19 protein-coding genes and 2 pseudogenes are annotated in these 20,504 nt (G+C 66.3%); 7 read left to right on the top strand and 14 right to left on the bottom strand.

Annotated elements, in window-relative coordinates; genetic code table 11:
- The first annotated feature begins 39 nt into the window (after window positions 1–39).
- Entirely contained in the window at window positions 40–450 is a 411-nt protein-coding gene (locus GRI72_RS14605) for a DUF5681 domain-containing protein (RefSeq protein WP_202389091.1), read from the top strand.
- On the opposite strand, the pseudogene GRI72_RS11700 reads toward GRI72_RS14605, so the two are convergent.
- Window positions 447–1,228: pseudogene (locus tag GRI72_RS11700) on the bottom strand (IS5 family transposase). The gene GRI72_RS14605 and the pseudogene GRI72_RS11700 sit on opposite strands and share 4 nt — an antisense overlap.
- A 148-nt stretch (window positions 1,229–1,376) precedes the next feature.
- On the opposite strand from GRI72_RS11700, the gene GRI72_RS11695 reads away from it, so the two are divergent.
- The 4 genes and pseudogenes from GRI72_RS11695 (at window position 1,377) to GRI72_RS11680 (ending at window position 6,651) form a co-directional block, all read left to right on the top strand.
- Window positions 1,377–2,130 (top strand): IS5 family transposase gene (locus GRI72_RS11695; protein ID WP_337191184.1). Its coding sequence is split into 2 segments (ribosomal slippage): window positions 1,377–1,708 and window positions 1,707–2,130, totalling 756 coding nucleotides; the frame shifts between segments, so codons are not numbered across the junction.
- Window positions 2,131–2,210: 80 nt separating this feature from the next.
- Window positions 2,211–2,429, top strand: a pseudogene (locus tag GRI72_RS11690) (IS701 family transposase); the annotation flags it as partial.
- 696 nt (window positions 2,430–3,125) lie between these two features.
- The gene (locus GRI72_RS11685) at window positions 3,126–4,106 is read left to right on the top strand and encodes a nitrilase-related carbon-nitrogen hydrolase (RefSeq protein WP_160734103.1); all 981 of its coding nucleotides are present in this window, start codon (window positions 3,126–3,128) and stop codon (window positions 4,104–4,106) included.
- Window positions 4,107–4,263: 157 nt separating this feature from the next.
- A complete protein-coding gene (locus GRI72_RS11680; RefSeq protein ID WP_160734102.1) occupies window positions 4,264–6,651 on the top strand; it encodes a TonB-dependent receptor in 2,388 nt (795 codons plus the stop codon).
- Between the two features lie 75 nt (window positions 6,652–6,726).
- On the opposite strand, the gene GRI72_RS11675 is transcribed toward GRI72_RS11680, so the two are convergent.
- Genes GRI72_RS11675 through GRI72_RS11665 form a run of 3 tightly spaced genes read right to left on the bottom strand, consistent with a single transcriptional unit; the run spans window position 6,727 to window position 8,679 of the window.
- A complete protein-coding gene (locus GRI72_RS11675) occupies window positions 6,727–7,629 on the bottom strand; it encodes a DUF1838 family protein (RefSeq protein WP_160734101.1) in 903 nt (300 codons plus the stop codon).
- Complete coding sequence (locus GRI72_RS11670) at window positions 7,626–8,348, bottom strand: DUF3108 domain-containing protein (protein WP_160734100.1); 723 nt, start codon at window positions 8,346–8,348, stop codon at window positions 7,626–7,628. The genes GRI72_RS11675 and GRI72_RS11670 overlap by 4 nt, the downstream gene beginning before the upstream one ends.
- A gap of 25 nt (window positions 8,349–8,373) precedes the next feature.
- Window positions 8,374–8,679 (bottom strand): DUF1330 domain-containing protein, encoded by a 306-nt coding sequence (locus tag GRI72_RS11665; protein WP_160734099.1) that lies wholly within the window; start codon window positions 8,677–8,679, stop codon window positions 8,374–8,376.
- A gap of 103 nt (window positions 8,680–8,782) precedes the next feature.
- Here GRI72_RS11665 and GRI72_RS11660 point away from each other — a divergent pair, with 103 nt between their 5' ends.
- Window positions 8,783–9,760 carry a quinone oxidoreductase family protein gene (locus GRI72_RS11660; protein ID WP_160734215.1) on the top strand — a complete coding sequence of 326 codons (978 nt, stop codon included), beginning with the start codon at window positions 8,783–8,785 and terminating at the stop codon, window positions 9,758–9,760.
- 6 nt (window positions 9,761–9,766) lie between these two features.
- Here the strand turns inward: GRI72_RS11660 and GRI72_RS11655 are convergent, their stop codons facing one another.
- The 9 genes from GRI72_RS11655 to GRI72_RS11615 are packed head-to-tail and all read right to left on the bottom strand — an operon-like array spanning window position 9,767 to window position 18,659.
- On the bottom strand, window positions 9,767–10,666 hold the full coding sequence (locus GRI72_RS11655; protein ID WP_237487112.1) for a VOC family protein: 900 nt from the start codon (window positions 10,664–10,666) through the stop codon (window positions 9,767–9,769).
- A 14-nt stretch (window positions 10,667–10,680) separates the two neighbouring features.
- The gene (locus tag GRI72_RS11650) at window positions 10,681–11,457 is read right to left on the bottom strand and encodes an enoyl-CoA hydratase/isomerase family protein (protein WP_160734097.1); all 777 of its coding nucleotides are present in this window, start codon (window positions 11,455–11,457) and stop codon (window positions 10,681–10,683) included.
- Complete coding sequence (locus tag GRI72_RS11645; RefSeq protein WP_160734096.1) at window positions 11,454–12,320, bottom strand: polysaccharide deacetylase family protein; 867 nt, start codon at window positions 12,318–12,320, stop codon at window positions 11,454–11,456. The genes GRI72_RS11650 and GRI72_RS11645 overlap by 4 nt, the downstream gene beginning before the upstream one ends.
- Window positions 12,320–13,117, bottom strand: a complete 798-nt coding sequence (locus GRI72_RS11640; RefSeq protein ID WP_160734214.1) for an SDR family NAD(P)-dependent oxidoreductase — start codon at window positions 13,115–13,117, stop codon at window positions 12,320–12,322. Before GRI72_RS11640 ends, GRI72_RS11645 begins: the two co-directional genes overlap by 1 nt.
- Window positions 13,117–13,422 (bottom strand): REDY-like protein HapK, encoded by a 306-nt coding sequence (locus GRI72_RS11635; protein WP_202389090.1) that lies wholly within the window; start codon window positions 13,420–13,422, stop codon window positions 13,117–13,119. Before GRI72_RS11635 ends, GRI72_RS11640 begins: the two co-directional genes overlap by 1 nt.
- Window positions 13,422–14,687 (bottom strand): amidase, encoded by a 1,266-nt coding sequence (locus tag GRI72_RS11630; RefSeq protein WP_160734094.1) that lies wholly within the window; start codon window positions 14,685–14,687, stop codon window positions 13,422–13,424. Before GRI72_RS11630 ends, GRI72_RS11635 begins: the two co-directional genes overlap by 1 nt.
- Complete coding sequence (locus GRI72_RS11625; protein ID WP_160734093.1) at window positions 14,684–16,054, bottom strand: phenylacetate--CoA ligase family protein; 1,371 nt, start codon at window positions 16,052–16,054, stop codon at window positions 14,684–14,686. Before GRI72_RS11625 ends, GRI72_RS11630 begins: the two co-directional genes overlap by 4 nt.
- Window positions 16,051–17,352 carry an MmgE/PrpD family protein gene (locus GRI72_RS11620; RefSeq protein ID WP_160734092.1) on the bottom strand — a complete coding sequence of 434 codons (1,302 nt, stop codon included), beginning with the start codon at window positions 17,350–17,352 and terminating at the stop codon, window positions 16,051–16,053. Before GRI72_RS11620 ends, GRI72_RS11625 begins: the two co-directional genes overlap by 4 nt.
- Entirely contained in the window at window positions 17,349–18,659 is a 1,311-nt protein-coding gene (locus GRI72_RS11615; RefSeq protein WP_160734091.1) for an MmgE/PrpD family protein, read from the bottom strand. The genes GRI72_RS11620 and GRI72_RS11615 overlap by 4 nt, the downstream gene beginning before the upstream one ends.
- Between GRI72_RS11615 and GRI72_RS11610 the strand changes: the two genes are divergently transcribed.
- The gene (locus GRI72_RS11610) at window positions 18,649–19,398 is read left to right on the top strand and encodes a UTRA domain-containing protein (protein ID WP_160734090.1); all 750 of its coding nucleotides are present in this window, start codon (window positions 18,649–18,651) and stop codon (window positions 19,396–19,398) included. The two genes, GRI72_RS11615 and GRI72_RS11610, sit on opposite strands and share 11 nt — an antisense overlap.
- 13 nt (window positions 19,399–19,411) lie before the next feature.
- Here the strand turns inward: GRI72_RS11610 and GRI72_RS11605 are convergent, their stop codons facing one another.
- The gene (locus tag GRI72_RS11605; protein WP_160734089.1) at window positions 19,412–20,500 is read right to left on the bottom strand and encodes a CaiB/BaiF CoA transferase family protein; all 1,089 of its coding nucleotides are present in this window, start codon (window positions 20,498–20,500) and stop codon (window positions 19,412–19,414) included.
- Between the last annotated feature and the right edge of the window lie 4 nt (window positions 20,501–20,504).

Genomic DNA, 20,504 nt, shown 5'->3' with positions numbered 1-20,504 from the left:
ATCCGGGCGCGGTTCATCATTAGCAATTCGGGAAACACAATGAGCGATGAGGACGACTACACTGTCGGTTATGGCAGACCCCCCAGGCATTCACGCTTTCGGAAGGGGCAGTCGGGTAACCCCGCTGGACGCCCGAAAAAACAAAAGGCGTCGGTCGATCTTCGGTCAATGCTCGAGCGCGTCGCAAGCGAGGAGGTCGACATTTTGGGCAGGTCGGTGACGATGTTGGAACTCGAGCTGATGGCAATTCAGCGAAAGGCTGCCAAGGGCGATATTGCTGCCAGCAAGCATCTCAACGCACTCAGAACGCAGGCGGGCTGTAACCAGCCTCAATCATCAAGGGGTGGGGTGTTGGTCGTGCCAGGCATGATGCCTCTCGACAAATGGAGTGCGGCCGCGGCGCTTCAGCAAGAGAAGTTCCGCGGGAAGCAGGAGACGGATGTAGACTAGGCCATGTTGACAAAAGACTTCAGCCATAGTCGCGTGGCGGCGAGATTGAGGAAGCTTTCGAAGGAGAGAAGTGTTTTGTCATAGCGGGTGGCGATGCGGCGCTGCTGTTTGAGCTTTCCGAACATGCGATCGACGCGGTTGCGGTCCTTGTAGCGGCGATAGTCGGGATGTTGTGGTACCCTGCGGTTGGAGCGGGGCGGGATGATCGGCAGGATGCCCCTGACCAGCAGGCTTTCCCGGAAGCGATCACCATCATAGCCCTTGTCCGCGAGCAGCGCCTTGGGTGTGGCAACGGGGATCGCCATCAGCGGTTCGGCAGCGGTGTAATCGGAGGCCTCGCCGCCAGACAGGATGAAGCCGACAGGCAGTCCTTGATTGTCGCAGTGGGCGTGGATTCTGCTCGTAAAGCCGCCGCGTGATCGACCAAGAGCGTTCGCACAAGCCCCCCTTTTCCGCCCGCTGCCGAGACGTGGCCGCGAACGCTGATGCTGTCGATCATGTGCTGCCAGTCGTCGGTAAGACCCAGATCGACCAGTGTCTGCAGGAGAGCATCCCAGACACCCTGTTCGGCCCAGCGACGGAGGCGCACATAGACCGAGTTCCATTTGCCGTAGCGCTCGTGCATGTCGCGCCAGGGGCAGCCGACCCGCAGCACGTGAAGCATCCCATTGAGAAAGCGCCGGTTATCGCCCGAAGGCCGAGCCCAGCGACCACTTTCAGGCGGCGGCAGTGGCCCGATCAACTCCCACTCCGCGTCCGACAAATCGCCACGGCCCATGACTGCTCCTCAAAAAGCAGCCTTGAATCAGAAGCTGGCCTCCTTGGGAATCCCTTTTGTCAACACGGCCTAGGGTCCGGACCCATAAACGGGATTCACAGCAGCGCCGGGATATGATTCACCTGCCTCCAGTGAGGAGGCATGACAGGTGGCGGATTTCTTCTGGTTTTCGCACGAGCAATGGGCGCGGATCGAACCGCTCCTGCCGCAGGATACTCGTGGGATGCCGCGGGTAGATGATCGGCGGGTGCTCTCCGGCATTGTCCATGCGAAGAGCGGTGGTCGCTGGGCTGATTGCCCAGAGCACATCTATGGCCTGAAGAAGACGCTCTACAACCGCTTCCGGCGCTGGGCCGAGCGAGGCGTGTGGGAGCGCATCTTTGCCGACCTTGCCGGGATCGACGGCGTGCCATCCAGGCTGTTCATCGACAGCTCGTGCATCAAGGTTCACCGCACTGCTGGTGGCGCAAAAGGGGGGCTTGGCTCATGGTATCGGCATCACCAAAGGCGGCAGGAACACCAAGCTCCATGCCATCTGCGACGAGAAGGGCCGACCCCACGTCCTCCTGCTGACGCTAGGTAACACCCACGATGCCAAGGTCGCCATTCTGGCGATCAAGGCTGTCCCGCCTTCAGATCATCTGGTCGCTGACAAAGGTTACGACAACAACGCCTTGCGTTCATGGCTGACCGAACGCGGCACGACGCCGGTCATCCCGTCAGAGTCCAACCGCAAGGTCCCGATCGAACACGATCGGCAAATCTACCGCCCGCGCAACGTCGTCGAGCGCATGTTCTGCCGCTTCAAAGACTGGCGCCGCGTAGCCACCCGGTTCGATCGCAATATCAAAACACTCATGGCAACCATCGCCATTGCCGCCTTCGTCACATGGTGGCTCTAAATGAGTCCGGACCCTAGCATTACAGTTGCGCTTTCGGTGAAACTCTGAATCAATGGGTCTCCATGGCAGGGAGGCCGTGGATGAGTGGTGCACCGATCGAGACGGCGCTGGAGCTATGGGCGTCATCGCTACGGGATGTGAAGGCGCGGATGCGGGGGCTTTTCACGCAAGAGCGCGTGGCGGCGTCCGCCGGAGCGTTCCTGGACGGCTTGCTTGGCGACGAGCGGCGCAAGACCGGATGGATGCGGGCCGAGGCGGCGGGCGATCCGGGGCCGTGGCGGCAGCAGGCAATCAGCGGTGTCCAACTTATGTGTTGCTGACATGGGTTTCGTCAACTATACGCCGCCGCGCACCATCGGCGCGACCTTCGGTATCGAATTCCAGCAAGGCATGCCTGCGTGACGCAAAAGAGCGGTCTTTCTCACAAAGATCGGACCAACGTTAGGGCCAGGTTCAAAGGCCCAATGCACTAACAATCCGACCGGACCACTCGATGGGGGCTGGCAGGATTGCCCCTAGGCTTCAACCTGCCGGGGACGTAATGTCGGCCGCGGGCCGCCGCCTGCAACGGGCACGGCATGGGACGCGCTAAATCAACGAGTGGCATGCGCGCCGCGCGCGCTCACCCGCCATAACGGCCAGCGCTGCGCAATGCGTGTGCGGTCATACGCCAATGGCCGGAGAGTGCCGCTCGGCCGAAGGCTTCAGGGTTGGCGTCGCAAACCTGCGCACGGTTGCTGTTGACACGGCTCTCATTTCTCCACGACAAGGAATTTGTCCGGACATACCCGCCTTGGGTGTGTCTGGTGGACGAAAGGAAGCGACATATGAAACATAAGAATGCTGGGGGAGCGGTATCGCGCCGGATGGTGCTGGGGGCCGCCGCAGGCATTGGTGCGAGCGCGGTGCTCAGTCCCTCGGCCGCGTTGTCGGCCGGCATACAGCCTAGGCAGCCCACCCATGTTCGGGGGGACGGCACATACGCGGTGGTGCCCTTGAGCAAGGACGTGTTCACGCTCGGGGTGGCGCAGTCGCGCGTCATTCCCGTCGATCTCTCGAACCTCAAGCAGACCCGGAAAGCCAATCTCGACCACATGCTCAGGCTGATCGATGGTTCGACGATCGGCTTCGGCCGGCCCGACCTGCTCTTCTTCCACGAGTTCCCGATCACCGGCTGGCACAACTGGGACCGCGCCGAAGCCTTGCGCGTGGCGATCGAGATTCCGGGCGAGGAGACCGAGGCGATTGCGGTCAAGGCGCGGGAATACGGCATGTACATCGTGTTCGGCTCCTACGCCCGCGATCCCGACTGGCAGGATCACGTTCTCTCGATCACGACCGTGATCGACCCCACCGGCCGAATTATCGACAAGCACTGGAAGGCGCGAAACGTCAAAGGCATGTTCGGCGGGGAGCAGGAGCTCTTCACGACCACCATCTACGACGTCCTCGACCGCTATGTCGAAATGTACGGCGCCGACGCGGTCATTCCGGTGACCCGCACGCCGATCGGCAACTTCATGACCAGCTCCACGCAGCGCGAGCCCGAGATCTTTCGCGCGGGGGCGATGAAGGGGGCCGAGGTCATCCTCCGCACGGCAACGGGCGGCTTTTCGCCGATCGACGTTCAGGCGACCGCGCTCTACAACGGCGTCTACACCGCAATCTGCAACAATGCCATTTCGACCGGGAGCCCGTTTTTCGAGGATAGCGGCGCCGGCGGCTCCGCGATCTACGGCCCCGACGGCAATGCGCTGGACGTGGCGGACAGCCCCAACGAGACGCTTGTCCTCGCGCGCATCCCGATCGCGCAGTTCCGGGCGCGGCACCGGCAACCCGTGCTCCACAAGGAGCTCTATATGGCGGAGTACGAACAGTACGTTCCGCCCTATGCGCCCAATCTGTTCCAGGATTACATTCCCAGCGGCCTCGAGGATGCCGGCCGGCACCTGAAGGACAAGCGGCGCTGGAAATAGAAGCCCGCTCGGACGCCGTGCGATCCGCCTACGCCTCCTGAAACATGCTTGTCAACAATTTGTCTGGACAAGTCATAGTTGTCCAGACAAATTACCATCGATCGAGCTTGGTCGATTTGGGAGGGTTCAAGTGAGACAATCTGCATCTTCGCGTCGAATGCTTGCAGGCCTGCTGGCGGGCACTGCGCTTGCCGTCGCCGTGCCGGCGATGGCGCAGTCCACCGAGACGGACGCGCAGGCTCCGACCGGCGAAAGCGCGACTGCTGGAGAGCCGGCGGCGAGCATGATCGTCGTTACCGCGCGCAAGCAGGAGGAAACCCTCCTCGACGTTCCGATCGCGGTGAGCGCGTTCGATTCCGCGCGGATCGAGGACCGGCTGGCGCAGGATGTCGGCGATCTTGCCGCATTCACCCCGGGCTTCCAGATTCAGGAGTCGTTCGGCCGAAGCTTCGACCGCCCGGTCATCCGCGGCGCCTCCAATATCCTGATGGCCGAGGGCAAGGTCGGGGTTTTCCTCGACGGCATCCCCTTCTTCGGCGACTTCTCCTCGCTCGACCTCGCCAACGTCGAGCGGGTCGAGGTGATCAAGGGGCCGCAATCGGCCGTATTCGGGCGTGGAACGCTTTCGGGCGCCATCAACGTCGTTCTGAAGCGCCCTGGTGACGAACTGGAAGGCAAAATCTCCGCCACCGTTGGCGAATACGACCGCCGCGAGCTGAGCGCCTTCGTTTCCACGCCGATCACGCCATGGCTCGGGGTGCAGGCGGGCGCCAAGTTCTACGACATCGACGGGCAGTTCGACAATACGGCGGTGGCGGGCGAAAGGCTCGGCGACCAGAACACGCGGCAGTACATGGCCGGTGTCTATCTCGACCCGTCGCCGGACATGAGCCTGTCGCTGCGCTGGCTGCATCAGCGCGACGACGACAGCCACTATGCCATCGGCCTCCAGCCTGCGAGCGAGAACAACTGCTTCCTCGACACGCGCCCCTACTACTGCGGGGAGGTCGAGGCGCCGGACACCTACGGTATCAACTCGGACCGCCTGCAGCGCCCCGGCATCTATCGCAATGCCGACCGGTTCCTCGGCGACTTTTCGTGGGACATCGCCGGGTCGGGCTACGAGTTCTCGTTCCAGGCGGGGTACAGCGATCTGGTGGAGGTGATCGGCACCGACCAGTCCTACGACGATCGCGACTTCTTCCTGCTCGGTTCGCCGGTGGTCTGCGGGTTCATTCCCATCGGCAATCAGCTCTGCACCCAGTCCGGCTTCAACACGACCACCGGCGTGCACCGCAAGACCGAGACCTACGAAGCGCGCATCACGTCCCCCGGGACCGACCGCTTTCGCTGGAGGCTCGGCGCCTACACCAGTCTCGATCGTTCCACGCCGATGGAGGAATATCTCGAGGCCAGCGAACTCGGCCTCGACATGCTTGGCGATGCCCGCCGGATCCGCAACCGCGCCGTGTTCGGCGGCATCGACTTCGACGTGACCGAGGCGCTGACTCTTGGCGCCGAGCTTCGCCACCAGGTCGACAAGGTGCGCAACACCACGTTGAGCTATCGCGCGGGCGATCTGTTCGCGCCCGAATATCTGGCGGACCTCGCGTTCCCGAATCCCGACCAGATCGTCGGCGAGGCGGGTGTCCGCAGCGCCACCTTCAAGGCGACCCTGCCGCGCTTCACCGCCAATTGGGCCGTGTCGCCCGATCTGGCGCTTTACGCCCAGTATTCGCAAGGCAACTCGCCGGGCGGCTTCAATACCGTCGGCGCTCCGGAGGAGACGTTCGACGAGGAAAAGCTCACCAACTATGAAATCGGGCTCAAGACCAACCGCTGGGGCTTCGACTACCTCAATCTGTCGCTGTTCTGGCAGGATTACAGCGATCAGGTTCTCACCAGCACCTACCAGACCGAGACCCGGATCGACAGCTACAGCGTCAACATCGGGAAGACCCGCATCCGCGGGCTGGAACTGGAAGGCGCCTATCCGCTGATCGGCAGGTCGGTCAGCCTCCAGTTCAACTATACCTATCTCGACGCCGAGATACGGCGCGGCATCGATCCGGACCAGGCCGTCCTGCTGCTGGGGGCCGAATGCAAGACCGACGGGGACACCAACCTCGACCTTCCCGGATGCCGAGAGGCGGCCTCGGTTGCCGGCAACCGGCCACCGCTGGTATCCAAGCACAGCGGCGCGATCGGCCTGCGGACCGAACACGAGATCGCGCCGGGCTGGTCGCTCTTCTCGGGTGCGGACCTCGTCTATCGCAGCAGCTTCTTCGCGCAGGTGCACAACCTTGCGGAGAGCGGCGATTCAACGAGGGTGAACCTGCAGCTCGGCGTGCGCGACGACAACGGCCTGCGGGTGACGCTGTGGGGCAAGAACGTCTTCGGGGACGAAACGCCGGTGGGCATCCTGCGCTACGTCGATCTCGGCGCGGGCGTGCCGAGCGCGCCATCGGGCGACTCTTCGCGCGCCTTCGCCATCACGCCGGCTCGCAAGGCCGAATTCGGCCTGACGGTCAGCAAGGCCTTCTGAACGGGGACGAGACAAAAGAAAGGGCCGGGACCTGTCGGTTCCGGCCCTTTTTTCTCGTGTTCACCCGGTTTGCGGCTACTCGGGCCGGGCGCTTTCCGCGTCGATCTGCTTCTTGAAATAGGTCCAGCTGGTTTCGTTCGGCCGGCGGTCGTCAACGGGCGGCGGCGCGGTAAAGGCCGGATAGTCTGCCTCGATCCGCTCGCGCATGGCGGGCGGAAGGTCCGAGAACCCGCCGAGCATCCGCCCGGTCGCGTTGAGGACCATCATGCCGGGCCGTCCGCCCATCTTCATCCACGGCAGCCAGTCGGCGATCCGCACCCAGGCGACGAAGGCGTCCGCGGTGTCGGTGCTGCCGTCCAGAACCGTCTCGGCTTCGGCGGAGAAATCGAAGATCTCCATCGCGTGGTACTTGTTGCCGACGTAGTCCTGATAGGCGCCGCCGAGCGGGTTGCGGTAGAAGAGCGGCACCTCGATCGGCATGGAGAACCAGCGCCCCTTCACGGCCGCGTTGGGGATGGCGTAGGGTTCGCCCCCGGCGCCCACCGGATAGACGGGGTGCATGTTCACCGGATCGTTGGCGACGTGATAGACTTTCACCGTCTCGTCGCTCCACGGATTGGTCCATCGGTCCAGCACCGCGCCCGTCTCCGGGTCCTGGTAGAACATCAGTTCGCGGCTCACCATTCGGTACCCGGTGCCGCGTTCCGGATCGGTTACCGTTCCGCACTGGCGGATGTTCATCCCCTCGACGTCGAACAGGTGCCGATCGGGTTCGCCCGGCACGCGCGAGTAGGCGCGCCCGGTCCAGTGGAACACGACCGGCACGTTGTCCTTGACGCTGCATCCCATCTTGCGGGACACGGTCACGGCGTCCTGCGGATCGGCGAGATCGAGCGTCCGCGCTCCCGCACCGCTGGCGAGGAGGCCGGAGACCGCGCTCGCCGTAACCAGGGCGCGGATCGTTCCGCGGGCGCTCATCGGTCGAGCTCCACGAGCTCGTACCAGGTCTGCATGTAGCCCGCGACGCCGCCCTGAACGAAGATCGCGTCGTCGTCGGCCGTGACCCAGACCTCGTAGGGCGGATGCGCGCCGTCCTTGCTCGCCATGCCCGCATCCTCGTCGGTGAAGCGGAAGTGGCGGCACTCGAACGTGCCCGCTTCCACCGTCACGGTTTCCTCGCCGACATACTCGAGGAAAAGATTGCCTTCCGCGATCAGCGGCGGCGTCGCGCCACGGTGATCCACGGAGGGGAGGAACACGCGGACGGGCCGCTTGTGAGGCCCCTTCGAAATGTCGACGCAGCGCGTGAGATAGGCGTCGCCGACGATCGGATGCGTCCCGAACCCGTCGTAATCGCCGCCGGTCGAGACCGTCTGCGATACCCGTCCGATCGACGGGCCGTGGCTCTCGCACTCGATCGTCTCGCCGCTCATGCGGAACCAGCCGGACCCCATGAAACGGTCGCCGACGGTGAGCCGCAGCAGGCAGTCCAGCGGCCGTCCGTCGGGCCCCAGCGAGTAGATGACGTCGCGCAGCACTTCCGGGTCGGGATCCTCGAGCTCGCAGAGCGCGCGAATCGTCACGGCGCCGTCGGTGTGATGGGTGAAGGTGAACCGCTCGCGGCCCCGTTCCTGTCCGCGCCGCTCCGGCTTGTTCGAGGTGTAGCGGATCAGACCGGTTATCGTTCTGTGCTTCATGATCTCTCTCCCTTTTTGTCGGCCGTCAGGCCAGTCCCGGTGCCTCGATCAGCAGCGTCTGGCATTCGCAGAGACCTTCGCGCAGCTTCTTGACCTCGGCGTACTCGGGCGAATTCCAGAACCGCCGCGCGGCGTCCTTGTCGGGCCACTCCGAGATGACGATCGAGGCATTGTCGCCGAAGTCCCCTTCCAGGCGCTCCGCCCCGGGACCGCGCAGAAGATATCGACCCCCGAACTTGGTCACCAACTCGGCGGCGGCGCCCGGGTAGCCGGAGGCGAGGAATGCGTCTCTGTCGGCGACGACGGCGGTTACGATCACATAGGCAGGCATCGGGGTCTCCTTAGAATTGTCCGGACAAATTACGGGAATTCGCTTGCAATGCAAAGGGTGGCGAGGGAAAGCGGCCGTGAACGGATTTGACGAGGAGAACGACATGCATGCACGAGTGGCGATCATCCGGCAATGCGGCGGACCCGAGGTCATCGAATGGCAGGACCTCACGTTGCCCGCACCCGCACCGGGCGAGGCGCTGGTCCGGCATAGCGCGGTCGGCCTCAACTTCATCGACACCTACTACCGTGCGGGGATCTATCCGGCCGAACTTCCGACCGGGCTCGGCATCGAGGCGGCCGGCGTCGTCGAGGCGGTGGGGGAGGGGGTGACCCAGGTCGCCCCGGGTGATCGCGTCGCCGTGATGAAGCCGCCGCTCGGCACCTATGCGACCGCGCGCCTCTATCAGGCCGCCGATCTCGTGCGGCTGCCCGACGACATCGACGATGAGACTGCGGCCGCGGTGATGGTGAAGGGCTGCACCGCGGAGTTCCTGATCGAGCGCTGCGCCAAGGTCGAGAGCGGCTGGCCCGTGCTGGTTCACGCGGCGGCCGGGGCAACCGGCCAGTATCTCGTCCAGTGGCTGAAGCACGTCGGGGCAACCGTGATCGGCACGGCCAGCACGGCGGAAAAGGCGGAGATCGCGAGAGCCGCCGGCGCCGACCACGTCATAAGCTCGCGCGATGAGGACATTGCGGCGCGGGTGCGGGAGATCACCGGGGGCGCGGGCGTTCGCGTCGTATTCGACGGCGTGGGCCTGGCGACCTGGGAGGCGTCGCTCGACAGTTGCGGCAAGCGGGGGCTGATCGTCAGCTTCGGCAACGCCGACGCGCCGGTGGGCGGCGTCAACCTCGGCATTCTTGCGACGAAGGGCTCGCTCTACAACACCCGGCCGATGCTGTGGGACTACTATTCCAATCCGGAGGAGGTGCGCGCGGGCACCGAGCGCGTGTTCGAAATGATCCGCAAGGGCGTGCTCACCGTGCACATCGGCCAGCGTTTCCCGCTCGAGGACGCGGCTCGCGCGCACGAGGCGCTTGAAGGGCGGCAGACGGTCGGGGCGACCGTCCTGCTGCCGTGACGGGCTCTACCGGAGCTCGATCAGTTCGGTGAGCTCCCCGGCCGATCCGACGAACGCCGCCACGCGCCGGCCGGCGTAGAGCGGCCCCTCGCGTCGGGTCGGCGGCGCAATGAAGTCGAGCCCGGTCGCGTCGAGATCCTCGACCGCCAAGGTCACCATCGCGTTGCCGGGCGGAAGCATCCCGTCATGCCGCGCGCGGGGCCGGGCCGCGTCCGGATAGTCGTCGACTTCCACGATCGGCATGCGCTGGTGCTGGATCATGGAGATCGTCGTCTCGGTGCCGTCGGCGAGGCCAAAGGCCTTGTTGATCATGGTGTAGTTCACCGAATAGGTGCCGCCTTCCTCGAACCCCAGGCGGGTCTTCAGGTGCTCCATCGTCGCCGCGCGATCGGGCGTCGCCAGAATCACGATGAAGATGTGGTCCACGTCCGATCCCGCCCGCGGCAGGTCCGACGTGGGCATGTCGCTCCGCACCTGGTTGAAGTAGAGCATTTCGCGCCCACGGCCGAGCACCTGCATCGGGATGAACTGCGGCATGCCCGCGATTTCCTTGGGCGGGCCGATCGTCTCGAAGCCGCTCCCTTTCACCCGCTCGGCCAGATCGTACACGTCGCGCACGGTGATTTCGAACGCCGCCCAGCCGTAGGTGCGCATCGGCACGAAGTCGGTGTGCAAGGGGGCCTCCACGAGGCGGATGAAGCCGGCCGCACCGCTTTGCGGACGGAGCAGGGCGTAGCGCTGCCCGGCGACCTTCGGAGTCCCCCAACTGGCGGCGAGATCGGGCTCGATCTCGCCCCGTCCGGCAAGCTCCAGGCCCAGCAGATCGCGATAGTCCGCGAGCGCCGCGTCGAGATCGGGCGTCGATACCGTGCCGCACTTGATGCGACCGTGTCTGTCGAAGGTCATCAATCCGAGCTCCCTCAGCGCGGCCGAAAGCGCGCCTTGCGCTTCGCGAGGAACGCCTCGACACCTTCGTCGAAGTCCTCGCCGTCGAATGCGCCGTTGAACTGGGCGAGCGTTTCCTCGTCGTCCTCGACCTGCCCGTCGAGGATGCGGCGGACGATCCGCTTGCTGGAAACGACGCTGTGCGGCGATGCCTCGGCTACGGCGCTGGCGATCGCGTCGGCCTGGGCCGCGGCATCTTCGCTGACGACATCGACCAGCCCGATGCGCGCGGCTTCCATGCCGTCCACCAGATTCCCGGTGAAGAGGATGCGCTTCGCCTGCGAGGGGCCGACGATGTCCACCAGCAGCTTCGTGTCGTGGAGCGAGTAGACCAGACCGAGCCGCGCGGGCGTGATCCCCAGCTTCGCCGAAGGTGTAGCCACGCGCAGGTCGCAGGCGATCGCGAGGCCGCAGCCGCCGCCCACGCACGCGCCTTCGATCAGCGCGATCGTCGGCTTGTCGGCGCGGGCGAGCTCGTGCTGCGCGCGGCGGATCGCCGCCTGGTTCTTCGCCCTCCATTCGGGATCGCGCGCGCCCGTCGAGAACTCGGCGATGTCGGCGCCGGCGGAGAACGCGCCGGGCGCTGCCGACTGGAGGACCAGCACGCGCACGGCGGCATCCGCCATGGCATCGGCGAGAAGCTCGGGGAAAGCCTCCCACATCTCCTGATTGAAGGCGTTCTTCTTGTCCGCGCGGTCGATCAGGAGCCGTGCGATCGCGCCCTCGCGCTCGTGCCGGAGGGGAGCGGTCATGCCGGCGTCTGCTGTGCGAAGTGGTTGGCGATCTGGCGGCGGCTGGCGATCCACACGCCTTTCTTGGCGGTCACGTGGCGCAGGAATTCCTCGAACGCCCAGATCCGCCCCGGGCGGCCGATGATGCGCAGATGCAGGCCCAGCGACATCATCTTCGGATTGCCTTCCTCGCCCTCTCGGTAGAGCTGGTCGAAGCAGTTCTTCGCATATTCCAGCCACTGGGTCGGCGTCATCGCCGGGTCGATCCACATCTTCATGTCGTTGGAATCGAGCTGATAGGGCACGATCACCAGCGGCTTGCCGGGGACGGTGTCGCGGTCCCAGAAAGGAACGTCGCCCGAGTAGTCGTCCATGTGGTATTCGAACCCCTGCTCGATCAGCAGGCGGCGCGTGTTGTCGGTGTGGAAATAGCGGCTGAGCCAGCCGTACGGGCGCACGCCGACGGTCTTCTCGATGGAGGAGACGGCCTTGGCGATGAACTCCGCCTCCTGCGCCTCGTCCATCTTGAACTGGTGAACCCAGCGCCAGCCGTGGCTGACCGGCTCATGGCCGAGATCGGCAATGGCGCGGGCGATCTCGGGATGGTTCTCGAGGCTGAGGGCCGCAACCGTCCAGCTTGCCATGGCGTCGTAACGCTCGAGCAGCTTCACGATGCGCGGCGCGCCCGCCTTGATCCCGTAGAGATAGTTCGATTCGTTACCGTAATTGCGGATCGGCGACTTGATGTGAATGCCGAGCTCGTCGACCGGCTCCATCCCTCGGTCGCCGCGCGCGACCGTCATCTCGGAGCCTTCTTCCACGTTCACGACGATCGACAGCGCGACCTTGGCGCCGTTCGGCCAGTCGATGCGTTCTTCCTGCATCAATGCATCTCCTCCCCGCCCGAGACGTTGAGCGCCTCGCCGGTGACGTAGAAAGCCTCGTCCGACGCCAGCCAGGCGCAGGCTGCGGCGGTGTCGCTGCCGAGGCCAGGCCGCCCCATCGGGTTCTTCGCTTTCATGTTGTCGAGGTACGCCTCGACGCTGTCGAAGCCGAGCAACTTGGAGAAGTACTCGTTCTGCTTCGCGCCGAGACCCGTGGTGACGTGGTTGGGACACACGGCGTTGACGGTGATCCCGTGCTGACCCAGCTCCACCGCGCTTGCCCGGCTGAGGCCGACCATGCCGTGCTTCGAGCTGACATAGGCGGGGACGTGCGGGAAAGCGGACTTGGCCGCCTGGCTTGCGATATTGATGATGCGTCCCCCGCGCCCGGCGGCGACCATCGCTTTGCCGGCGGCCTGAGTGCAGTAGAAGGCGCCCGACAGGTTGACCGCTATTACCTTGTCCCAGTCTGCCGGATCGACCTCGAGCAGGGGCTGCATCATGAAACCGATGCCGGCGTTGTTCACCATCACGTCGATCGCGCCGAACTGCGCCACGGCCTGATCGACGAGCGCGCGGCATTGGTCGGCCTGGCTGACATCGCAGGCGATCGCCGCGACCTTGGCGCCGCGGCTGCGCAGCTCTTCCGCCACGTCTTCGGCCTCGGCGGTGATCGACTGATCCGACACGACGCAGTTGGCGCCTTCGTCGGCAAACCGCTGCAGGATCGCCTGACCCAGGCCTTTCTCGCGGCCCGAACCGGTGACGACGATCGTCTTCCCCTCGAAGCGGCGCATCACAGGGCCTCAGTCGTCACGAACAGCGGGTTGTCGGCAAACTGCTGGAACTCCGCCGCGACCTTCTGCACCGCCTCGCTGCTGGCGTCGCCCTCGAAAGCGTCGATGCCGGTGATGTCGATCACTTCGAAATAGGCATAGGGGGGCGTCGCATCCGACCCGAACAGGCCGGTCGCGCGATAGACCTGGAAATCCTCGACCGACTTGAGGCCGCGAACTCCGGGAATATCGGTCGTGCGCGCCCATTCCTCGTAAGCGGCGGGATCCACGCCTTCCTTCAGGTTGAACAACACGATGATCCGCATCAATCCTCTCCTTCAAACACGGGCGGTGCGATGAATCCGCCGAGATGGGGTTCAAGCCGGCGGGCGAGCTCGATCAGGCCGAGCTCGTTGCCCGGCGCGCCGACGAGCTGGACGCCCACGGGCATCCCCTCGGCATCGGTCCCGGCGGGAATGGTGAGCGCGGGCAGGCCCGCGACGCTGGCGAGAGCGGTGAAGTCGGCCTGGTTGGCCGGCGCGCGGCCGCCCTGCGCGAACGCCGCCTGCGGCGCGGTTGGCAGCAGCAGGGCACCGCCGCCGACGGCGGCCACCACCGCCTCGCGCGTACGCGCGAGCAGGGCTTCGCCTTCCGCCACCTCGGCCTCGCTGCGCTGACGGCCATAGTCGAGCAGGAACTTGAGGTTGTCGGAAACGCCCTCCGGCTTCTCGACGAGGAGCGGGGCGAGGCGCTCTGCCAGTTCGTGCGAGGCGCGCACGAACCCGGCAAGGCGGACCGGCTTTGCTTCCAGGTCGAGCTTGTCCTGCGGGGCGAGGCCCTCCGCCTCCAGGGCGGCAAGCGCGCGTTCGTAGCCGGCGAGAACGCTTGCCTCGCAGCGCACGCCGCCGAGGCCCGCGAGCAGGGCAACGTGACGGATGGGCCGCGCAGGCTGCGCATCGGCGAGAACACGGAACGATGTCTCGAGCTCGTCCAGTGTGCGGGCGAGGGGACCGATCGTATCGAACTCCGCAACGACAAGTTCCAGCCCCTGCTGCGAGACCGCGCCGCGGGTGGGCTTGAGGCCGTAAACGCCGCAATAGGCCGCGGGAATGCGGACCGAGCCCAGCGTATCCGTGCCGAGTGCGACCGCGCACAGCCCCGCGGCGACCGCCGCGCCGCTTCCGCCCGACGACCCGCCGGGGGTGCGGCCCTGTCCGTGAGGATTGAAGGCCCGGCCGAACCAGGGGTTATCGGTGTCCGCGCCGAGCGCGGCTTCATGCATGTTGAGCGTGCCGAGGATCGCCGCGCCCGCCGCGCGCAGGCGGGCAACCGCCTCCGCGTCCGCTTGCGCGACCATGCCGCGCCGCGCCGCCAGACCCGCGCTGGTTTCCAGCCCGCGCACATCGATATTCGCCTTGACCGCGACCGCCATGCCTTCAAGCGCACGCGGAGACCCGGAGGCGATCCTGCGCGCGGACTCCGCGGCGGCTTCGCGTGCGCCGCCTTCGTCGACCTCGATGAAGGCGCGCAGGCCCGGATCGCGGGCGCGGATCCGATCGAGCAGTCCTTCGATGGGAGCCGCGGTCGTCAAAGCTTCCGCTCGTCGATCAGGCGAATGGGCTTCTGCCGCACGTCGATCTGCGTATCGGCGGCGGTTTCGCCGGGCGCGACGAGGCGCGTCGAGACCTCGACGCCCAGGCCCTGCCGGAGCAGCGTCCCGAGCTGGGCTTCGTCGGTACCGCCCCGGCTCTCCAGCACGACCAGCAGTTCGTCGCGGCCATTCTCATCGCGCGAGACGCGGCAGACGTATTCGCCGGTCAGGTCCGCGCGGTTCTCAATCAGCGATCCGATCGCATGCGGGAAGACGTTGATGCCGCGCAGCTTGACCATGTTGTCGCTGCGGCCCTTGAAGCCGGCAATGCGGCGGAAGACCATGCCGGTCTGGTTGGCGCCCGTCAGTTCGTGCGTGATGTCGTGCGTGTTGAAGCGGATGCAGGGCGCGATGTCGTCCTTGAACAGGCAGGTGACGACCATGTCGCCCGTCTCGCCCGGCGCGACCGGGGCGCCGGTGTCGACATCGAGCAGCTCCAGATACTGCGCGTCCTCCCAGACGTAGAGGCCGTCGCGCTCCGGACCTTCGCCGGCGATCGAGCCTGTGTCGCCCACGCCGTACCAGTCGTAGGCCTTGGCGCCGCCCCACGCCTTCTCCACGCTCGCGCGATCCTCTGTCCCCAGGTGGCCGCAGATCATCCTGATGCCGATCCGGTCGAGCAGTCCTTCGGCTTCGGCGACTTCGGCAAGCTTGCGGATGTAGTCGATGAAGCCGACCAACGCGGTCACGCCGAAGTCCGCCATCAGGTTGACCTGATTGACCGAGCGCGTCTCCACGCCGGTGCCGGCGGAAAGGAAGATCGAGTTGGTGAAATGCGTCACCGCCTCGCGGATGTAGTGGCCGCCGTTGATCATGCCGTGGCCATAGACCGACTGGACCACGTCGGACGGCGAGAGCCCCTGCCAGCGGTACATCCGGCCGACGAGAAGATTGGTGATCTCGCGCCCCTTCGGGCCGAACAGCAGCGCCTGCGGACGCCCGGTCGTGCCCGAGGTGGTATGGAAGATCACCGGCGCGCGGTCCTCGCCGCCGACGCCGGCATAGTCCCCGTAGGGCGGATGGTCCGCGATCGAGGCCATCAGGTCCGACTTGTCGTAGGCCGGCAGCTTCGCGAGGTCATCCAGCCTGCGGATGTCGCCCGGCTCGATGCCCTTCGCTCCCCAGAGGCGCTGGTAGAAGGGAATTTCCCAGCCCCGCTTCATCACCTTCTGGAACTGCCGTTCCTGAATCGCACGAAGCTCGTCGCGGCTCATCCCGGTGTAGCGGCGCACGAAGGCGTCGCCGATGGGATAGTCCTCCAGCATCTGCCGGTGGTCGAGGGCCTCGAAATAGGTGGGAAAGCTCATCTTGGTTCCGTGAAATAGCTGAGAGGATTGTCGAAGATGCGCGGGTCGGCCTCCGGTCCGGCGAGTTCGCGCGCGAGCCCGCGCTTGGCGGCGGTCTGCTCGTCGCTCATCGGCGCTTCCACGCTCCCGAGCGTATGATCGACGCGGCGCTCGATCATGCGGCCGTCGGACAGGGTTATCACCACGCGTTGCGGGTCGAGGGCGTTGGGATCCTCGTTGCCGTCGAGCGTGATCGCGAACTTGGCAGCGAGGGCCCTGATCGCGGGATCCGCGAAAGTGGCAGGCGTGAAGCGGCGCGGGTCGATCCGGCCATCCGCCAGCATCAGCGCGGTGAGGAAGGGAAGCGAAAGGCGCGCGTAGGACGCAGTCATGTCGTCGCTGGCCGGGCGTGCCACCAGCCGATGGATCAGCGGCGGCACGAAAGCCTCGATACGCGTGACGGTCGCAGGCGTGATCTCGCCCGCGCGAAGGAGCGTGTCGAGCGTGCCGAGCACGGCGTGGCTCGCGCGGCCTGAAGGAAAGGGCTTGATCGCCACCTCTTCGATCCGCCACGTCTCGCCGATCGTGTCGGTGTAGCGGGCCAGCTCGCCGTCCTCGACGATGCCGTAGAAGCCGAACGGCCCCTCGAGCGGATCGTGCGGGCCGGTCAGGCCCGCGGCCGCGAGATCGACCGCCGTGATCGCCGCCCGGACCGCAACCGCGATCTGGATCGGCAGGGCGATCGAGCCCTCGAGATGCGCCTGCATCGTGCCCGCTGCCTGGCTGTAGGCGAGGCCGAGGACGTCCTCCAGCCGATCGACTCCCTCGATCCGCGCGACCGCGAGAGCGGCGCCGAGAACGCCCGCGGTGGCGGGTCGGAAGAAGCGCATCGCCCCTGTCGAGGCCACGCCGATGCCGCTGGCGACGTCGACTCCTACGGCGAGCGCGGCCAGCGCCGCTTCGGGGTCGCATCCGCCGCGCCGGTCGATCGCCGCGCCGAGGGCGGCGGTCACTACCGAGAGCGCGTGAACGACGGCTTGCGAGTGCACCGCGTCCCATTCGAGGCAGTGGATGCGAAAGCCGTTGAGGAAGGCCGCCGAGGGTGCGGGGAGACGCTCGCCCGATCCGATCGCGCGCGCCTCCGGTCCTGCGCCCCATCGGCGCGTGGCGTCGGCGAGACCGGTGGTCTCGGAGAACGATCGGCCGGCTGCACCGACCGCGAGGGTGTCGCCCAGGAGGTGCTCGGCCGCGGCGCGCGTGGAGGGGCCGAGCCGATGATCGGCGCGGGCGAAATCGAGAAGCCGCTGCGTCGCGCTCACGTCCAATCCTCCAGCATGACGACGATGTCCGCGACGCTGTCCCCTTCGAGCGCGAGCGCGATCGCGCGATCGGCCTCCCGCTCGGGAAGACCGCCCCAGACGATCAGCGATCGCGCCTTGTTCAGCACGCCCTCTACCGGCAGCGGCCGCTCGGGGTCGCCCCGCGTATCGGCGAGCTCGACCGTTTCGCCGCCGGCAGTGAGGCGGGCGCCGAAATGGGCCGGGTAGCGCGCCGTGATGTCAGGCGCTTCCGCGACCTGGACCGCGGCCCTGAAGGCAGCGAGCTCCGGATCCGCGATCGCGTCGGGCTCGTAGTCCTCGGGCCGCGGCTCGCCGCGCAGCGCGACGACCGCGATCGAGTGCTGAAGCGAGAACTTCGCTTCGATCACTGTCCGCGGTTCCGGCCGGTCGCAGAAGGCGATCGCGTCGGCGTAGGTTTCGAGACTGACGGGGCCGTGCAGCGCGCCGCGGGCTTTCAGCTCCAGGGCGGCGTCGATCGCGGGATGGCTGTGGCGGCAGGCGGCCCAGGGCTTGAAGCTGACCTGATGAAGACGCCAGCCTTCGTCGAGGGCCAGCGGATCCGGTCGTTCGGTCATGGCGGTATAGAAGCCCTGCGCGCCTTCCAGTATGCCGCGCGAACCGGTGAAGCCGTGGCGGGCCAGCCGGGCGATCCAGAGACCCGAGGCCGCCGCTTGCGCCACGTGCAGCTGTTTGGTCATCACCGGCGCGTGCCGCATGTGCCAGAGCCCGCCGGCGATCGAACCGATGTTGCCGAATGCGGCGACCAGACTTCCCGTATCAAGGCCAAATATCGAACCGGCGGCGGCGGCGCTGCCGAAGCCGCCCGCGGTCGAACTGTTGTGCCAGAGCGCATAGTGCCGGGCATCGAGAGTGCAGCCGATCGCGATCACGGCCTCGTAGCCTCTCACCCCCCCGTCGAGCATGGCCGCGAACGGCGCCTCCGCCTCGCGGGCGGCCGAGAGCGCCGCAGGCCATACCACCGGACCGGGGTGCAGAATCGCGGCGCGATGGACGTCGTCCATCTCGAGCACGTTGCCGAGGAACGCGGCGCGGGTCAGCACATCGGGTTCGGCGGCGCGAACCACGGCAGCGACATCGCTCCGCCGCGCGCCCGCCACGCAGCCGAGCCAGTCGAGCAGGTGAAGCCGTGCGCGGTCCTGCACATTTTTTGGCACCGGCCGGCAAAGATGCTTTGCAAGTCGTTCTGTTAGGCTAGGATTGGTGTCAGACACGGCGAGCACCGCCGGGGCAACAAAGTGGGGAGAAGAAGACACCGTGGCCAGCACCGCCGAGAAGGTCGAACGTAAACCGCGCTACCTCGAACTCGCCGATCTGCTGCGCGCGGACATTCTCGCCGGACGTTTCGACGACACCGACGGCTTCCCGACCGAGGCCGTTCTTTGCGAGGAACACGGCGTCAGCCGCTTCACGGTGCGCGAGGCGCTGCGCAAGCTTCAATCGGAAGGTCTGATCAAGCGCCGCCGCGGCTCCGGCACGATGATCCAGCCCGCCTCGGCCCGTGCCGGCGCGCTGCACCAGCCGCTGTCTAACGTGGACGAGATTCTGCAATACGCCCGCGACACGCAGTTCATGTTCAAGGAACGCGGCCGCGTGACGCTGCCGAAGAAATATGCCGAGCAGGCGGGCCTGGAGATTTCGGGCAAGTGGCTGCACTTCAGCGGCATCCGCACGCAGACGCACGACGGCCTGCCGATTGCGCTGACCGACGCCTACGTCCACCCCGAGCTTGCCGAGGCGGCGCAGAAGATCGAAACCGCGCGAAGCACGATCTTTCAGCAGTTGGAGGAGCATGCAGGCGTTTCGGTGTCCCGCGTCACGCAGGATATTCAGGCGGTCGCGGCCACGGCCGCGATAGCGGATCAACTGAAGGTGCCGCGGCGCAGCCCCTGCCTTCGCATCCTTCGCAGCTATCTCGACGATAGCGGGCGCGCGTTCGAGATTTCCGTCAGCCACCATCCCGGGCATCGCTTCGCCTACAGCATGCACATCGACGTGGATAGCTGACGCGCTCATCGAGCTAGTTGTCCTGCCCGAGGGCCGGTGCGGCCCGCGGAGTCCACTGATCGGAGTGCGCGAAGCGGATGGCCGGCGCAATCTGGTGCGCGCCGTCGGCATCGACGAGCAATCCGCGGTCGGCGACGTGGGGCTGCGAGAGCGCCTCGCGGAAGTCGAGCACGGGGGCGAAGGCGACGTCCTTGTCGGCGAACCATGCGATCCATTCGTCGCGCGTGCGCGCGGCGAACTGCTCGGCGAGATAGTCGCGCAACAGCGCCTGCGCCTCCCCGGCGGGCGCTTCGCCCAGCGGGATGAGATCGGGACGGCCGAGCGCGTTAAGCAGGTTGGCCACGAACTTCGGCTCCCGCCCGCCCAGAGCGACGAGGCGACCGTCTTTCGTGGCGTAGACCTGGTAGAAGGCGGCGCCGCCCAACGAGCGCTGGCTCGCCGACACCGGCGGATCGCCGCCTGCGATCGCCTCTCCGGCAATGTGCGCGCACCAGGGGAGGAGGGAATCGAACATAGCGCAGTCGACGTAGTCGCCCCGGCCGCTCTTCTCCCGCCCGATGATCGCCATGAGCACGGCCGAGAGCGCCGTGAGACCCGCGGCCATGTCGGCCGATGGCACGCCGGGAACCGCCGGTCGGGCGCCCGGAACGTCGTTCACCGAAAGAAAGCCGCTCAGCGCCTGTACGACCATATCATGACCCGGATGATGCGCCATCGGTCCGCTCTGCCCGAACGCGGAAATGGAGCAATAGACGATCCGCGGGTTGCGCGCCGCGACCGCTTCGTAGTCGAAGCCAAGGCGCTTCATCGCGCCCGGCCGGAAGCCTTCGACGAACACGTCGGCATCGTCGATGAGGTCCCACAGCCGGTCCCGGCCGCTGTCCGTCTTGAGGTCGAGCGCCAGGCTCGCCTTGCCCCGATTGAGATTGCGGAACCACACGGACTGTCCGGCCTCGATTGGCTCCATAGCCCGCGCCGGATCGCCCGATGGCGGCTCGATCTTGATCACCTGCGCGCCCTGATCGGCCATCATCAGCGTCATCATCGGCCCCGGCAGGAACACGGACAGGTCGATCACCTTGATGCCGTCGAGCTTGCCCATGGCG

Origin of the sequence: Pelagerythrobacter marinus (assembly GCF_009827515.1) — a bacterium.
Classification (GTDB): Bacteria; Pseudomonadota; Alphaproteobacteria; order Sphingomonadales; family Sphingomonadaceae; genus Pelagerythrobacter; species Pelagerythrobacter marinus.
Note: the sequence above shows the minus strand (reverse complement) of the source record. Positions and strands in the feature narration are given on the sequence as shown.

What these genes read in the sequence shown, in the direction of transcription:
- GRI72_RS14605 (WP_202389091.1), top strand. Translation starts at nt 40, where the DNA reads ATGAGCGATGAGGACGACTACACTGTCGGTTATGGCAGACCCCCCAGG.
- GRI72_RS11680 (WP_160734102.1), top strand. Translation starts at nt 4,264, where the DNA reads ATGCTTGCAGGCCTGCTGGCGGGCACTGCGCTTGCCGTCGCCGTGCCG.
- GRI72_RS11675 (WP_160734101.1), bottom strand. Translation starts at nt 7,629, where the DNA reads ATGAGCGCCCGCGGAACGATCCGCGCCCTGGTTACGGCGAGCGCGGTC.
- GRI72_RS11670 (WP_160734100.1), bottom strand. Translation starts at nt 8,348, where the DNA reads ATGAAGCACAGAACGATAACCGGTCTGATCCGCTACACCTCGAACAAG.
- GRI72_RS11665 (WP_160734099.1), bottom strand. Translation starts at nt 8,679, where the DNA reads ATGCCTGCCTATGTGATCGTAACCGCCGTCGTCGCCGACAGAGACGCA.
- GRI72_RS11660 (WP_160734215.1), top strand. Translation starts at nt 8,783, where the DNA reads ATGCATGCACGAGTGGCGATCATCCGGCAATGCGGCGGACCCGAGGTC.
- GRI72_RS11655 (WP_237487112.1), bottom strand. Translation starts at nt 10,666, where the DNA reads ATGACCTTCGACAGACACGGTCGCATCAAGTGCGGCACGGTATCGACG.
- GRI72_RS11650 (WP_160734097.1), bottom strand. Translation starts at nt 11,457, where the DNA reads ATGACCGCTCCCCTCCGGCACGAGCGCGAGGGCGCGATCGCACGGCTC.
- GRI72_RS11645 (WP_160734096.1), bottom strand. Translation starts at nt 12,320, where the DNA reads ATGCAGGAAGAACGCATCGACTGGCCGAACGGCGCCAAGGTCGCGCTG.
- GRI72_RS11640 (WP_160734214.1), bottom strand. Translation starts at nt 13,117, where the DNA reads ATGCGCCGCTTCGAGGGGAAGACGATCGTCGTCACCGGTTCGGGCCGC.
- GRI72_RS11635 (WP_202389090.1), bottom strand. Translation starts at nt 13,422, where the DNA reads ATGCGGATCATCGTGTTGTTCAACCTGAAGGAAGGCGTGGATCCCGCC.
- GRI72_RS11625 (WP_160734093.1), bottom strand. Translation starts at nt 16,054, where the DNA reads ATGAGCTTTCCCACCTATTTCGAGGCCCTCGACCACCGGCAGATGCTG.
- GRI72_RS11605 (WP_160734089.1), bottom strand. Translation starts at nt 20,500, where the DNA reads ATGGGCAAGCTCGACGGCATCAAGGTGATCGACCTGTCCGTGTTCCTG.